The following is a 14912-nucleotide window of genomic DNA, read 5'->3' on the forward strand; positions in this document are numbered from 1 at the left end:
TCTCTTGGCTATAAAAAAAGAGCTAATCAAACAGGATAATCATTTAATTAGCTCTTTTTTTATTTAACAACTAAAACTGGACATTTTACGCTTTTGATTACTTTATGACTAACACTTCCCAATACCAGTTCTTGCAAGGAATTTAATCCGCGGCTGCCAATGACAAGTAAGTCAAAGCTCTTTTGATTTGCATACTCGACAATTGTAGGACCCGGCTCTCCATGAAGAAATAGTAGTTTATAAGTGATATTATTGGATTGTAAGTATTCTTCCATTGATAAGAATTTTTTCCGCCTAGTAAGTTCTAAATCAGCCTTCCCTTGAGCGTGCAATACATCGTATTTCGATTGAGTGATATCTAGGACATGAACAACTGTAATTACAGCATTCTCCTGAAGGGAAGCTAATTTTACTGCTTCTGTTGTTGCTCTTAACGAGTTTTTTGAACCATCAATTGCTAAAAGAATAGTAGAATACATGATTTACGCCCCTTTTTCTGATTTAGTGATCAGATAGTTTCGCATTTTGTTTGGGAAATACAGCAAGTTTATCTACAATCTTTTTACTTGCAGAATCTAAGCCAGTAATGGTAACTGTATTTTGATTTTCCTTCAGCTTTAACGCAATTTTATCAATGGCACCGACTGCAGAATCATCCCATACATGAGAATTAGTAAAATTAATGGAAATTTGTTTGTTTTTAATCGTTGTATCAAATGCTTGAACAAAGCTATCAACAGAAGCAAAAAATAGTTGTCCTTCCACTGCATAGTTGTAGCCTTGCGACGTTTCCTGTTTATGCATTTTCACATGGGAAATCTTCGCAGCAAATAAGACAGCACTTAAAATAACCCCAGCAATTACCCCTATCGATAAATTATCGGTTGCGACAACAATTATCACGGTTACGAGCATAACGATTGCATCTCCTTTTGGAGCAGTAACTAAGTACTTGAAGGAAGACCAGTCAAAGGTGCCGATACACACCATAATCATGATGCCAACTAGGACTGGCATAGGAATCTGTACAACAAGGCTGCCTAATACCATAATTAAAAACATTAGAAAAACGCCTGCAACAAATGTAGAGAGTCTCCCTCTCCCACCTGATTTCACATTGATAACAGATTGACCAATCATCGCACAGCCAGCCATTCCGCCAAAGAATCCTGTAACAATATTAGCTATTCCCTGTCCCCTTGCTTCTCTGTTTTTATTACTGTCTGTATCTGTTGCATCATCAATGATAGAAGCAGTTAATAAGGATTCCAATAGACCAACAATCGATAAAGCCAGCGCATATGGGAAAATTATTGCTAACGTTTCAAAGGAAAACGGTACATTTGGAATAAAGAAAGATGGCAATGATTGCGTAATTTTTCCCAAATCACCAACAGTAGATACATTTACATTTCCAACAATAGCAACAGCGGTTAAAATAATAATAGCAATTAGCGGTGCTGGAATGACTTTTAAAAATCGCGGCAAGATATACACAATTAATAACGTGATGATTACAAATAAATAAGTAATGTTTGTTACGTTAATAAGATGTGGCACTTGAGCCATAAAAATTAAGATCGCTAAAGCATTAACAAATCCAATCATCACTGCTCTCGGGATAAACTTCATGAGCTTCGCAATTTTTAATACGCCGAAAAGAATCTGAATTATCCCTGTAAGGATTGTAGCAGCAAATAAATATTCTAATCCGTAATCTCTAACTAATGGCCCCATTAATAATGCCATTGCTCCTGTTGCTGCCGAAATCATACCAGGTCTTCCACCTGTAAACGAAATAACCACAGCCATAGTAAAGGAGGCATATAATCCGATCATCGGATCTACCCCGGCAATGATGGAAAATGCAATTGCCTCTGGTATTAATGCAAGAGCAACGACCATTCCTGATAAAATATCCCCACGGATATTTGAAAACCATTCTTTTTTTATTTTTTCAATCAATTGATTCACCTCAATATCTTTCTGCTTGATACAAAGAAGTCTACCATGTTTTTTCCCAAAAAGGAATATGTTTTGGGAAAGTTTTTACAAGGAGAGAATTTCTATCTATAATAATGAGAAGAGATAATGTTGGAGGCAATTAAGATGAAATATGGTTATATGCGACCTACCATTGCAGATAATAGCTGCGAGCAACAGTTAAAAATACTGAAGCCTATATGTGAGCAAATGTATCAAGAAGAACATGATTCGGCAAAAAATAGATCCAAGCTATCGGAAGTAATAGCCTCTCTATTAAAGGGAGACAAAATTATTGTAGCCCAGTTATTTACAATTGCAGACTCGAGTAGGCATTTGATGGAGTTATTAGACATACTTGAAGACAAAGGTGCTTATTTGCAATCAATAAAGGAAGATATTGATACAGAAAGAAAAAAGGAATATTCATTGTCTGAAATGCTGTCTCATTTAATTGAATTCCAGAATGAGATTATTCGGGAAAGAACAAAAAAAGGCATGGAATACGCGAGACAGCATGGGAAAGCAAGTGGAAGACCGAGAAAAGCTGATGAAAATGTAAAAAAAGCAATGGAGATGTATCAGTCTAAAAAATATACATTAAAAGAAATAAAAGAAGAAACAGGAATTAGTAAATCTACATTATATAGGTATTTAGAGCATTAATGAGGGATTTCATTTTTAAAGAGTGGAAGGAAGAAGCAGAGTTTATCAAAGAAAAGAAAGCAAGAAATAAGTCGTTCATCCGAGGAATGAACGACCAAGTCGAAGTGAAACGAGTTTTTTATTTTGTCTTAAGTAACTGTTTTACGATTCTACCTAAAGAATTTTCCTCTATAAAAGGAGCTAGCTTTGCTAGTAATTGTGGGGATAGTTTATCAGCATCCATATTGGATAATAATTGATCAATAGCATCCTCTTCTAAAAAAGGAGCAAGTTCAATCAGCTGTTCCAATTCTATTTCTCCATTCACTGCTTTATCCACTAGTTCATTAAAGGAAGCTTCTCCTATAAAAGGAGCCATTTTTTGTATGAAAGACCATTCCCCCTTACTTGATGCGATTGAAACTAAGTGTTCAATCGTATCTTCTTCTAAAAAGGGAGCCAAACCAATTATATGTTCCTCATTAAACATGTCATCTATTCCTTGCAAGACAAGATTATTTAAAGCTGTATCACTAATAAAAGGAGCCATATTTGTGATGAACTTCCAAGTTAACTGCCCATTTTGCATTTTCCATATTAAGTTGTCTATATATTCTTCATCTAAAAAGGGGGCAAGCTGGACTAATTCTATAGGTTCAATCGATTCGCTAATGACTTGATTGGCGATTGAGTGTAAGGTGCTAGAAGATAAAAAAGGTGCAATTCGATGAACAATCTTCCAATCTATGGTTTCTTTTGTTACTTGTATGACGATTTCATCTAATGCTTCTGTTGACAGAAAAGGAGCTAGATGAACAATTGTGTCTAGATTCCAAGCGGTTGCATTCATTTTTTCAGATACTTTACTTAGTTGACTAGTTTTAATAAGAGGGGCGATATCAATCAGCTCCTTTACGTCGGTAGCTCCTGAATTAATTAAATCAGCTACTTCCTCGGTTTGGTCGGCCGATAAATGCTCAACCATTTTCCCAATTTGCTTGGAAGGTTTTGGTTGTTTATTCCCAGCGCTCATTAAGAGATCAATAGAAACCTCCAATTCATTAGCAATAATGGGAATGGTCATAATATCAGGAAGGGATTCTCCTCTTTCCCATTTGGATACCGCTTGATGACTGATATTTAATTTATCTGCTAATTCAACCTGTGTTAGGTCTTTTTCTTTTCTCAATTTTGATATATATGCCCCAATTTTTCGTGAATCAACCATACTTGTCATCTCCTCTACTTTTCCAGTGCGCACTGTCTAATTCGATACTAGCATACTTGCCAAAACATGCCTATCAACGGTTAGTTGAATAGCTGAAAAATAGTGATTCTACTGGTGGTAGAATTGTTTTTGCATGATGGTTTTTAGTGGAAAGCAATGCAACATTAGAACATAAAAAATCCACAAAGAGTCTCAACTCCTTGTGGACTATTATAATCTTACACTAGTACGCCTTCTTTATATTCTTTTGTTAATGTTGGCCAGTATTCCTTATTTGCCTCAATTAAATCATCAAGAACTGCCTTTGCTACTTTTGCTGATGGTAAAGTTTTATTTAAAGTGAATGCTTGTAACGCTTTTTCATAAGAACCTTCCACAATTGCTTCCACTAAAATTTTCTCAGATGCTAATTGCTGGTCAATCATTGCTTTGTAAAAGTAAGGAATGTCTCCAACAAACTCAGGTTTAGGACCATCACTTGTAATAAGTGCCGGTACTTCAATCATTGCATCCGCAGGTAAGTTTGGAATTGTTCCGTTGTTTTCTACCATAACTAAATATCTTTTTCCTAAATTTTGTGCAAGGGATACTGTTACATCTACAATAAATGTTCCGTGTACGCCTACTGCAAAGGAATCTTCTAAAATGCCAGTCTCTTCATATTTCTTAACTGTTTCAAATAACGTTTTTTCACGGCCATCCATTACTTCATTTGCACGAGTATAATCTTTGTTTGAAGTTTCCACAATATAATCTGGGAACAGATAGTATTGTAAATATGGGTTTGGCAGATATTCTGGAAAATGATCCATAATTAGTTTGATATTCTTAAAGGTTTTAATCCAAGAAGAATCTGCATGGCGATAATCAATTTTGGAAATGTCTTCTGTTAGTAATCCATATTTATAGACATGTTCACGAATTTCAGGCAATTTTTCTTGACCCTCTACCTTAATGCTTGTAAACCAGCCAAAGTGGTTTAGACCGAAGTAGTCAACCTCTAGTTCTTCTCTTTCTACTCCAAGGATAGCTGCAATATTACGCATTGTTGCTACCGGCATATCACATATATTTAATACTCTTGAGTTTGGACGTAATTTACGAACACCTTCTGCTACAATAGATGCAGGATTTGAGTAGTTTACAATCCAAGCTGTTTCTTTTGCGTATTTTTCTACATAATCGATTAACTCGATCATTGGAAAAATGGTTCTAAGTCCATAAGCTAATCCACCTGGTCCACATGTTTCTTGTCCGACTACATGATGGGAAAGGGGAATTTTTTCATCCAGTTCACGCATTGCATATTTGCCAACTCTCATTTGTGCAAACACAAAGTCTACATCATCAAATGCTGTTTGTGGATCTGTTGTATCAATGACTTTAATTTTATCTGTATATTCTTCAATAACTGCTTTTGCTGCAACAACTACTTGTGATTGTCTTTCTCCATCAATATCATAGAAGCGAATTTCAGATAGAGGCAGGTCCTCTAAACGATCCATTAAGCTTCGAATAATTCCTGGTGTGTATGTGCTTCCTCCGCCTGCAACTGCTAATTTATATGTTTTCATATTAAATACCTCCTAATTGTTGGTCTACTTGGTCTCGAACAGATTTAACATTTAAACCATAGACGACTTGAACATTATTTCCTGATTTAATAATTCCTTTTGAACCTGTTTGTTTTAGTGTTTGTTCATCTACCACATTTGGATCTTTTAAAATTAAGCGTAATCTTGTATAACAATTATCTACATTTTCAATATTTGCTTTTCCGCCTAAGGCGTTGACAATAGTTGCTCCTAAAGCAGATGGTGAATCGCTTGGTGCGACACCAGAAGCAGCTGCTTCTGCTTTAGCTATTTTATTTGTTTCTGTTACTGCCGCATCTTCTTCTCTGCCTGGTGTTTTTAAATTCAACTTAAGAATTAAGAAGCGGAAAAGAATGAAGTAAATAGTTGCCATTAATAATCCTACTAAGATAAACATTGGCCAGTTAGACTTGGTTGTTCCAAGCGGTAAATTGTATAGTAGGAAGTCAATAAATCCATTTGCACCAATTGCATGTACGTTAAAGATACTTAAGAGCATCATCCCTACGCCTGAAAGAACCGCATGTATTACAAACAAGATTGGAGCTGTGAAAAGGAAAGCGAATTCTAATGGCTCTGTTACCCCTAGTAAAAAGGAGGTAAAGGCAGCTGGGAGAAGAATTGCTTTTGCGATCGATTTCTTCTTTTTATCTGCAGTCACGTACATTGCTAGTGCTGCACCCATCAGCCCAAACATTTTGCTTAAGCCACGCGCATCCCAGTTAACCGTACTGCTTAACGTTTTAATACCTGAGTCTGCCATTTCAGCAAAATAGATATTTCTTGCTCCATAAATAATTTCGTTTCCGATATGTGCAACTCCGCCTAATTCTGTATATAGGAATGGAGTATAGACTAAGTGATGAAGACCAGTTGGAATCAGAATTCTTTCTAAGAATCCATAAATAAGTAATCCGACTACCCCTAAATTTTTAATGCCGCTTGCAACTGCTGTAATACCATCTTGAACGAATGGCCAAAATTCTGCGGAAAGTGCGCCTAAAATCATTGCGCTAGGAATAGCTAAAATAGCAACGAAGCGATGTCCTGAATATATGGCCATAACTCCTTTGAATTCTGTGTCACAGTATTTATTGTGCAAAATACCAACTAGAGCACCTAGAAGAATTCCGGAGAATACTCCCATTTCCAGCACTTGGACATTTAATACCATTGCCTGCCCAGACAATTGCATTTGCTCCGGTGCTACTAAACGACCAGTTAGGTTTAGTACTTGATGCATAGCGTTTATAAAGATAACGAAGGTTACTAACCCAGTTAAGGCAGCGTATCCTTTATCTTTTTTAGCTAAGCCGATCGGGATACCAACAGCAAAGATTAAAGCTAGATTTTGCAGAATGGCTACAGCTGAGGAAGAAATAAACTTCCCTGTATTTTGGATAAGAGGATTTTCTAAAAACGGAATATATTGTGCTAAGTTTCCATTTCCGAAAACATTCCCAAATGCGATAAATAAACCGATAATCGGTAGAATGAGAATTGGTGCAAATAAAGATTTTCCAAAGAGCTGGAGACCATTTACAACCTTTTTCATCTATAAAACCTCCCTTTATGGTAAGCGTTGTCAAATGTTTTTAATAACCAAAGTATATAATTGAATATATCATTTTGAAAGGGGTTGCAAGCATTGTGTACTATGTCTTTCAATCCTGTAACATGTTACAAACCTTCGGCAAGGCAAAATAGAGGATGTTCTACGAGCATCCCCTTAATAGGTCAGTATTCTGTAATAATCCCTCTTTTAATGGCTACAAGTAACAGTAAATCAATGAGCATAAACATGTTGGATTCATAGGACGTTACTTCAAATTCTTGTTGGGACTCAATAGTCGGATCGAGGACAGTAAAAACAATATCAGAAATTTTAGCTGTTGAACTTTTACTATTTCCGGTAAAAAGGATTGTTTTAACGCCCTTGTCTTTTGCGATTTTCACTTTCTCTAGAACTTTAGCTGTTTCACCAGAACGTGAAAAGGCAATGAGTAATTTATATTTTTGAATATTATTGAGGAAAATGGCTCGACTATCGCTTGTTGTTGTATTGGAAACATAATAACCAAATAACTCTAGTTTTTTAGCGAAATAGCTAGAAAATACGGTGGAAAAGCCTGCACCATAAAAGTAAATCATTTTATTATCATTAATTTGTGTAAGAAATTGTTCAATGCTTGTCTCATCTAAGGAATCGATGGTGCGTTGATAATTTTGTTTAAAGGAAACCACCGATTCCACTAGTGGTTGGTGAATGCTGTCTACGTATTCAACTTCTTGATTAAGCATTTTAGTTACTTTCAAATTTAAGTTGTATATGAATTCGCTGTATCCACTAAATCCAAGCTTTTTACAAAGGCGGATAATGGTTGCAGTGGATACAAATAGATCATTTGCGGCTGCGCGGATGCTTAACGTCTCTCCTGCTAATTTCTTTTGGATGAGAAAATGGATGATATCTTTCTCCGACTCGGTTAGGTTTTTATCGTTCGCATAATCAAGAAAAAGCATATCTATATTTTTCAAGCTATCATCAGTCCTTGTTATTATTTTCGTCTAGTATGTATGCTCTTATTATAATGAATAAATAAGTACGACATTATGTTTTTCTAATATTCATTAGATAGCATAATATCAAAAAGGATGCCCATACTACTAAATACAATGTAAATTTTGGAGGTTTTACTTCGTGTCCCAATCAAATATAAAACTGACATCCTCAGAAATTGCTTCCCTGTGGACATCGTATTTAAATAATTGCATGTCCAAACAGGTTCTCACACATATGATTCAATATGTAAAGGACAGAGAAATTGCTGATGTTATTCGTTTTGCTTTTCGGTTTGCCCAAAAGCAAGGAAAGCGTTTTGAAACAGTTTTTCAAAAAGATGAATTTGCTATTCCACTTGGTTTCTCAGAAGCCGATGTTAATACGAAAGCGCCTGCTTTATTTACTGATTCTTTCTGTTTAGCATATATTAACCATATGGCGAAAGCTGGCCTACTGGCATACGGAGGATTTTTGGCTATGAGTACAAGGGAAGATTTGATAGCCTTCTTCCATCATGGATTACATTATACCTCAAAGTTATATCATTTAAGTACTTCCATTCTTGAAAAAAAAGGATTGCTCGTTTGCGCACCTTATACTTCCATTCCAAAGGAAATGGATTATATTGATAACAAAAAATATTTAAGTGGCTACTCCTTGTTTCATAAAAAAAGACCCTTAAATGCAGTAGAAGTTTCTCATCTTTATATGAATACACAGACAAATAATATGGGACTAAAGATTACAATGGCTTTTGCTCAAACAACGACGAATAAAAAAGTACAAGCATATATGCTAAGAGGAAGAGATATTTCACAAAAATATTTAAAAATATTTACGGATACATTAATGAATGAGGGAATCCAAAATCCCAATTCTTCGGATATAGGTGTCACTAACTCGACCGTACGAACTTTCTCTGATAAGTTAATGATGTTTCATATTGGTTTATTGAGTGCCGCTGGCGTAGGCAATTATGCAATGGCGGGTGGAGCTAGCCAAAGAAGCGATCTTCTGCTTAATTATGAAAGGCTATCTATGGAAATTGGTCAATATGCAAAAGACGGGGCCGATTTAATGATTAAAAATAAGTGGCTAGAACAGCCGCCGCCAACTAAATAACATAAGTAGTTAGTTCACATGATGGCAAAATAGAGTTCACAGCATACAAAGAAGAGGATGGGACATAACTAAATAGATACTCTGTAAAGACGAACAATTTCTAATCTATCTAGTAAATAGCGGCTGCTTTCGCATACTTTTTACAAGAGGAAATATAATTAGTTGGAAAAACAAAGCAGCCGGAATACACGAAGACTCCTATGGGATTAGCGAGACAGTCTGAGACCCTGCAGGCCATAGGCCGAAGCGGCTCAGCGCGAGCCCCATGGAAAGCGAAGTGTATTCCGGCTGCGGGGGATCGCACCAAACTTCATGGAAACATCCTTTGAAAAACAAATAAAAGCCCGAACAATTATACGGAACATTCATTAGCATCTTCGTATAATTGTTCGGAATTATCCTTGGCTGGAATACTTATGTCCCAGCCTCTTCTTTGTATTTTAAGCTTCCTGCTCATTATTTATTCTTTTGCTGTTTTTTTTGACGGTGTGAGCGCTTTCCTCCAAGATGTACATTACTGGTAATTGAGAGGTAATATTTGATTCTCCTATATAGACTTCTGTAACATAATACGCAATATTTATATCGGAAATTTTCGCTAATTGGCAGTCTTTGCTATTGGTGATACTGATGATATTGCAGCCTTCTATTTTTAATTGGTTGGCAAGGTGCAGTGTGTGATCTGTTTCACCTGAAACGGATAAGATAATGGCCGTGCTGCTTTTCAGCTCTTTACTGTTAATTGGATAAAAGGGATCTTTTATAAAAGTAGAAAATTTCCCTAAGCTTGAAAAGTATCTGGCTCCATACTCTGCTAAAATACCTGAACTTCCTGTTCCTACAAATATTACTTTATTAGATTGGATTACCATTTCAGCTGTTTCTTGTATGTATGTTTCAAAGTTGCCTTTCAGCGTACGTTCTAAAAACTCTGAAAGATAATATTTTGTTGATTTTAAGTTTTCTTGTTCATTTCTATCTAAATATAATTTTAATTTTACCTTAAACTCCGAAAAACCATCACAGTTTAGTTTTCTGCAAAATCTTAGAATGCTAGATGTTGAAACATGGGTTTCATCAGATAATTCTCTGATGCGCATATAAATAACCTTATCGATATTTTTTGTAACATAGTTATAGAGTAGCATTTCTAAATCATTAAAGGATTGAATCATTTCATTTGTGAACAAATTTTCTTCCCCCTACTCTAAATAATATTTTTTCTATATTTCCCATTACCTCGTTCTTAACGAACAGTAAGACTCCCGCCTCAAGCTTATGAGAATAGGAGGAAGGAGGTGGGAAATGAAGAAATCCCAACTGATGGAAGTTTCACTTTATTATAAAACAGGTTGTGACTAAAATGTAACAAATTCCTTCTGGAGAAAAAAGATACTAAGTGTTTATTTTTCCTTGTAATATATTTGAAAGCGTATACAATTTAAATGAAAGGAGGAATGAGATGGCTGAGAAAGAGTGCTTTCCAGAAAAATTTCTATGGGGATCAGCTTCAGCTGCGTATCAAGTGGAAGGAGCTTGGAGTGAAGAGGGAAAGGGTCCATCGGTATGGGATCATTTTACGAAAATTCCTGGAACAACTTTTCAAGGAACAAATGGCGATGTGGCAGTTGATCATTACCATCGCTTTAAAGAAGATGTCGCATTGATGGCTGAAATGGGTTTAAAGGCATATCGATTTTCTATTGCTTGGAGCAGGGTTTTACCTGATGGGAGAGGAAAAGAGAATAAAGCTGGGCTACAATTTTACGATCAGTTAATTAATGAACTTATAAAATATAATATTCAGCCCATTATCACGATTTATCATTGGGATGTTCCGCAAAAGTTAATGGATTTGTATGGTGCTTGGGAATCAAGAGAAATCATTCAAGACTTTAATGCGTATTGCATCCTTCTTTACAAGCATTTTGGTGATCGAGTAAAGTATTGGGTTACACTTAATGAACAAAATGTATTTATGTCTTTAGGATATGAGCATGGATTACATCCTCCTGCTGTGAAGGATAAGAAGAGAATGCTTGAGGCCAATCATATTGCTAATTTGGCTAATGCGAAAGCGATTCAATCTTTTCGAAGATATGTGCCAGATGGCAAAATTGGACCCAGCTTTGCTTATGGTCCTGTCTATCCATTTGATTGTAATCCAGAAAATATTCTTGCTTACGAAAATGCAGAAGAGCTTCATAATCATTGGTGGTTAGATGTTTATGTTTGGGGAAGATATCCAAAGACAATGTGGAAGCTTTTAAGCGATGAGGGGTTGGCACCAACCATGGAGGAAGGAGATAGCGAATTATTAGCATTTGGTCGCCCTGATTTTCTTGGAATCAATTACTATCGTACAGGAACGGTGGAAAGTAATCCTATAGACAAAGCTGTGGAAGGGGGAGAAATGAACACAACAGGAAAAAAAGGCACATCTAAGGAACATGGAATACCAGGTTTATTCAAATCAAAAAAAAATCCCTATTTAGACTCAACTAACTGGGATTGGGAGATTGATCCGCAAGGTTTACGGATTGGACTCCGGAGACTTGCGAGCAGATACCATTTGCCGTTATTGATTACGGAAAATGGGCTGGGGGAATTTGATCAATTAGAGGAAGGAGAGATTCATGACGAGTATCGCATTGACTACCTTCGCTCCCATATTCAAGCATGCCGAAGTGCAATAAAAGAGGGTGTTGACCTAATCGGGTATTGTACTTGGTCCTTTACAGATTTGTTAAGCTGGCTTAATGGCTATCAGAAAAGGTATGGATTTGTTTATATAGATAGAGAAGAGCAGGATGAAAAGGAACTAAAACGAATAAAAAAGAAGAGCTTTTATTGGTATAAGAAAGTAATCGAAACAGATGGTTGTGAGTTATAGTATTCTTATTTTTGAATAATTGGAGGAAATTAAATGAAAAAATTACTTTTAGTATGTGCAGCTGGGATGTCTACGAGTTTATTAGTAAATAAAATGAAGGATGCAGCAAAAGAAAAGGGAATGGAGCTTGAGATTTTCGCATTGCCAGTGTCGGAATGTCAAAAAGTCGCACATGAAGTGGATGTTGTTTTATTAGGACCACAAGTACGTTATCAAAAACCACAAGTAGAGGAGATTATTGCTGGAAGAGTACCAGTGGAAGTAATTGATATGCGGGCATATGGCATGATGAATGGAAAGGCAGTATTGGACAGAGCGTTAGAATTAATGGCATAAGTCGATTAGCAACTTGCACCTAGAGAAGCCTACAAAAACAGCTTTCCACTGTAAAAATAACGATAATTATTTAGGGGGAATTATATAATGGGTTTTATGGCGGCTTTTGAAAAGTTTGCGGAGAAAACGTTAGTGCCAGTTGCAGCAAAATTAAACTCACAGAGGCATATAGTTGCTATCCGTGATGCATTTATTCTATCTTTTCCTATCACACTTGCAGGTTCATTAATTGTCCTACTAAACTTCGCGGTTTTAGCTCCAGACGGCTTCATTGCCAAAATCTTATTCTTGCATAAATTATTTCCGAATTTAGCTGACTTGCAGTCGGTTTTCTCTCCAGTTTTAAATGGATCTGTTAATATTTTATCCATGTTTATTGTCTTTCTCGTTGCCAGAAATATGGCGATTTCCCTTAAAGCAGATGAATTGTTAAGTGGACTCACAGGTCTTTCCGTATTTTTCATCATTTATCCACCTTATACAAATGTAGAAGGAACAAACTTTTTAACGACTCAATGGGTAGGGGCACAAGGATTATTTGTTGCGTTAATCGTAGGGTTGTTAGTTGGAGAGCTGTTCAGTAGATTATCTAAGTCAAAAAAATTACAAATAAATATGCCGGACTCTGTACCTCCTGCTGTTTCTCGTTCTTTTAAGGTATTATTTCCAATTATAATTATTACTGTTTTGTTCGCTATTGTAAACGCTTTAATAAATGCGGTTTATCCAGAAGGACTGCACGGATTTATTTATGCAGTGATTCAAACACCATTAAAGAGCTTGGGAACTAATATTGTATCTTTAGTTATCCTAGCGATTGTTTCCAACTTATTATGGGTATTTGGTATTCATGGTCCTAATACAATTGCTGCCATTCGTGAAGCAATGTTTGCAGAGGCAAACTTAGAAAATCTGAACTTCGTGGCAGAGCATGGAACAGCTTGGGGAGCTCCATATCCTGTAACTTGGGCAATAAATGACGCCTTTGCAAACTATGGTGGCTCTGGTATGACACTTGGATTGCTTATTGCCATTTTTATTGTTGCAAAAAGACAAGATTACCGGGATATTGGAAAGCTATCCCTTGCACCAGGGTTATTCAATATTAATGAACCAATTATCTTTGGTTTACCAGTAGTATTGAATCCGATTTTAATTGTACCGTTTATTCTAGTTCCAGCTATTAATATTATTATCGGATATGTTGCGATTGTCTCAGGACTAATTCCGCCAATTGCCTATTCCGTACCATGGACCACTCCAGGGCCACTAATTGCCTTCCTTGGAACAGGTGGAAACTATATTGCATTATTGCTTGGTTTTGTCTGCTTAGCTGTTTCAACGCTTGTATATTTACCATTTGTAATAGCTGCTAATAAGGCTAATGCAGTAAGTTACGGAGGACAAAAAAGTGATTCGGATGTTTCTGCTTAAAGTGTGAGACAAAATGAACCAATATACTATTCAGTTTTTCTGTGGGCAAATAAACTATGTTCGGGCTTTTTTTGAAAATTATCAGGATGATTACATCAGAACCAGTATAACGGTTATTAATAAGATTAAAGCCGATCTAGTGGTTGATACAGCCTTGTCCCCTGAACTAGCTATACGCCATGTAGAGAGAACATTCCAGCAATCCAAATATGGTTGTGCACTGCATTTTAATGTTTCTATGAAATAATATAAAAATGATCAAAAAAAGGCTTTCTCCAAGCATGTAACTTTGGGAAAGCCTTTCAAATTAGACAAAATAAATTTTATCCCACTCTTAACGGACAGTAAGACTCTGACCTAAAAGTTTATAAGAATACGAGGGAGATAAGTGGGAGATCAACTGTCCGTAAAGGTCCGATTGGTTCAACTAACCATCAGTGGGGGAGGAAGAAACACCCCCACTGATGGAAGTTTCACTTTATCCCACTCTTAACGGACAGTAAGACTCTGACCTAAAAGTTTATAAGAATACGAGGGAGATAAGTGGGAGATCAACTGTCCGTAAAGGTCCGATTGGTTCAACTAACCATCAGTGGGGGAGGAAGAAACACCCCCACTGATGGAAGTTTCACTTTATCCCACTCTTAACGGACAGTAAGACTCTGACCTAAAAGTTTATAAGAATACGAGGGAGATAAGTGGGAGATCAACTGTCCGTAAAGGTCCGATTGGTTCAACTAACCATCAGTGGGGAGGAAGGAATCCCCCACTGATGGAAGTTTCACTTTATGCAGTTTCATCTTGATCAATAATATCAATAATTTGGTTTTTTAATACTTCGGAGGTAGGACCAAGAATGGCCTGAATTCCGTTTCCGACATCGAGGACACCCTTTGCGCCAAGCAGCTTTAATTGATCATGGTTTACTTGTGACTTATCAATAATGCCAACGCGAAGTCTTGTAATGCAGGCATCTAAATTGTTAATGTTTTCTTTCCCGCCAAGTGCTTGCAATACTTGTAAGGCTTTTTCTCCTTTAGAAGTGTTTGTTTTTCCTCTTTTTTTATAATCTTCTTTTGAGGAAAATATGTAACGGCATATAGTAATCATGAA

General features: G+C 36.3%; 13 protein-coding genes. 5 read left to right on the top strand and 8 right to left on the bottom strand.

Annotated elements, in window-relative coordinates; genetic code table 11:
• Positions 1 to 59 precede the first annotated feature (59 nt).
• Both HHU08_RS01900 and HHU08_RS01905 read right to left on the bottom strand, forming a co-directional pair.
• The gene (locus HHU08_RS01900) at positions 60 to 479 is read right to left on the bottom strand and encodes a universal stress protein (protein ID WP_101729090.1); all 420 of its coding nucleotides are present in this window, start codon (positions 477 to 479) and stop codon (positions 60 to 62) included.
• A gap of 22 nt (positions 480 to 501) precedes the next feature.
• Positions 502 to 1965: a SulP family inorganic anion transporter gene (locus HHU08_RS01905; RefSeq protein WP_016201361.1), complete on the bottom strand. Its 1464-nt coding sequence runs from the start codon at positions 1963 to 1965 to the stop codon at positions 502 to 504.
• 144 nt (positions 1966 to 2109) lie between these two features.
• On the opposite strand from HHU08_RS01905, the gene HHU08_RS01910 reads away from it, so the two are divergent.
• Positions 2110 to 2649: a recombinase family protein gene (locus HHU08_RS01910; RefSeq protein WP_016201360.1), complete on the top strand. Its 540-nt coding sequence runs from the start codon at positions 2110 to 2112 to the stop codon at positions 2647 to 2649.
• A gap of 118 nt (positions 2650 to 2767) precedes the next feature.
• On the opposite strand, the gene HHU08_RS01915 is transcribed toward HHU08_RS01910, so the two are convergent.
• From HHU08_RS01915 to HHU08_RS01930, 4 genes are all read right to left on the bottom strand, one after another.
• Positions 2768 to 3856 carry a helix-turn-helix domain-containing protein gene (locus tag HHU08_RS01915; protein ID WP_169187686.1) on the bottom strand — a complete coding sequence of 363 codons (1089 nt, stop codon included), beginning with the start codon at positions 3854 to 3856 and terminating at the stop codon, positions 2768 to 2770.
• 218 nt (positions 3857 to 4074) lie between these two features.
• Positions 4075 to 5430: a 6-phospho-alpha-glucosidase gene (locus HHU08_RS01920; RefSeq protein ID WP_169187687.1), complete on the bottom strand. Its 1356-nt coding sequence runs from the start codon at positions 5428 to 5430 to the stop codon at positions 4075 to 4077.
• A gap of 1 nt (position 5431) precedes the next feature.
• Positions 5432 to 7006 carry a PTS transporter subunit EIIC gene (locus HHU08_RS01925; protein ID WP_169187688.1) on the bottom strand — a complete coding sequence of 525 codons (1575 nt, stop codon included), beginning with the start codon at positions 7004 to 7006 and terminating at the stop codon, positions 5432 to 5434.
• Between the two features lie 182 nt (positions 7007 to 7188).
• Positions 7189 to 7989, bottom strand: coding sequence for a MurR/RpiR family transcriptional regulator (locus HHU08_RS01930; RefSeq protein ID WP_016201356.1), 801 nt, complete (start codon positions 7987 to 7989; stop codon positions 7189 to 7191).
• A gap of 163 nt (positions 7990 to 8152) precedes the next feature.
• Here HHU08_RS01930 and HHU08_RS01935 point away from each other — a divergent pair, with 163 nt between their 5' ends.
• Positions 8153 to 9136: a DUF3231 family protein gene (locus HHU08_RS01935; RefSeq protein ID WP_169187689.1), complete on the top strand. Its 984-nt coding sequence runs from the start codon at positions 8153 to 8155 to the stop codon at positions 9134 to 9136.
• 440 nt (positions 9137 to 9576) lie between these two features.
• Here the strand turns inward: HHU08_RS01935 and HHU08_RS01940 are convergent, their stop codons facing one another.
• On the bottom strand, positions 9577 to 10326 hold the full coding sequence (locus HHU08_RS01940) for a MurR/RpiR family transcriptional regulator (protein ID WP_016201354.1): 750 nt from the start codon (positions 10324 to 10326) through the stop codon (positions 9577 to 9579).
• A gap of 272 nt (positions 10327 to 10598) precedes the next feature.
• Here HHU08_RS01940 and HHU08_RS01945 point away from each other — a divergent pair, with 272 nt between their 5' ends.
• The 3 genes from HHU08_RS01945 to HHU08_RS01955 all read left to right on the top strand — a co-directional run bounded on the left by HHU08_RS01945 (position 10599) and on the right by HHU08_RS01955 (position 13799).
• Positions 10599 to 12029, top strand: coding sequence for a glycoside hydrolase family 1 protein (locus HHU08_RS01945; RefSeq protein WP_169187690.1), 1431 nt, complete (start codon positions 10599 to 10601; stop codon positions 12027 to 12029).
• A gap of 33 nt (positions 12030 to 12062) precedes the next feature.
• The gene (locus HHU08_RS01950; protein ID WP_016201351.1) at positions 12063 to 12365 is read left to right on the top strand and encodes a PTS sugar transporter subunit IIB; all 303 of its coding nucleotides are present in this window, start codon (positions 12063 to 12065) and stop codon (positions 12363 to 12365) included.
• A gap of 87 nt (positions 12366 to 12452) precedes the next feature.
• On the top strand, positions 12453 to 13799 hold the full coding sequence (locus tag HHU08_RS01955) for a PTS sugar transporter subunit IIC (protein ID WP_101729084.1): 1347 nt from the start codon (positions 12453 to 12455) through the stop codon (positions 13797 to 13799).
• Positions 13800 to 14585: 786 nt separating this feature from the next.
• Here the strand turns inward: HHU08_RS01955 and HHU08_RS24980 are convergent.
• On the bottom strand, positions 14586 to 14909 hold the full coding sequence (locus HHU08_RS24980; protein ID WP_169187691.1) for a glucose PTS transporter subunit EIIB: 324 nt from the start codon (positions 14907 to 14909) through the stop codon (positions 14586 to 14588).
• Positions 14910 to 14912 lie beyond the last annotated feature (3 nt).

It is taken from the genome of Niallia alba, from assembly GCF_012933555.1.
In the GTDB taxonomy this organism is placed as follows: domain Bacteria; phylum Bacillota; class Bacilli; order Bacillales; family Cytobacillaceae; genus Niallia; species Niallia alba.

Excerpts from the sequence above, each read along its gene's own strand:
- HHU08_RS01900 (WP_101729090.1), bottom strand. The coding sequence starts at position 479 with ATGTATTCTACTATTCTTTTAGCAATTGATGGTTCAAAAAACTCGTTA.
- HHU08_RS01955 (WP_101729084.1), top strand. The coding sequence starts at position 12,453 with ATGGGTTTTATGGCGGCTTTTGAAAAGTTTGCGGAGAAAACGTTAGTG.
- HHU08_RS01950 (WP_016201351.1), top strand. The coding sequence starts at position 12,063 with ATGAAAAAATTACTTTTAGTATGTGCAGCTGGGATGTCTACGAGTTTA.
- HHU08_RS01910 (WP_016201360.1), top strand. The coding sequence starts at position 2,110 with ATGAAATATGGTTATATGCGACCTACCATTGCAGATAATAGCTGCGAG.
- HHU08_RS01945 (WP_169187690.1), top strand. The coding sequence starts at position 10,599 with ATGGCTGAGAAAGAGTGCTTTCCAGAAAAATTTCTATGGGGATCAGCT.
- HHU08_RS01925 (WP_169187688.1), bottom strand. The coding sequence starts at position 7,006 with ATGAAAAAGGTTGTAAATGGTCTCCAGCTCTTTGGAAAATCTTTATTT.
- HHU08_RS01920 (WP_169187687.1), bottom strand. The coding sequence starts at position 5,430 with ATGAAAACATATAAATTAGCAGTTGCAGGCGGAGGAAGCACATACACA.
- HHU08_RS24980 (WP_169187691.1), bottom strand. The coding sequence starts at position 14,909 with ATGATTACTATATGCCGTTACATATTTTCCTCAAAAGAAGATTATAAA.
- HHU08_RS01915 (WP_169187686.1), bottom strand. The coding sequence starts at position 3,856 with ATGGTTGATTCACGAAAAATTGGGGCATATATATCAAAATTGAGAAAA.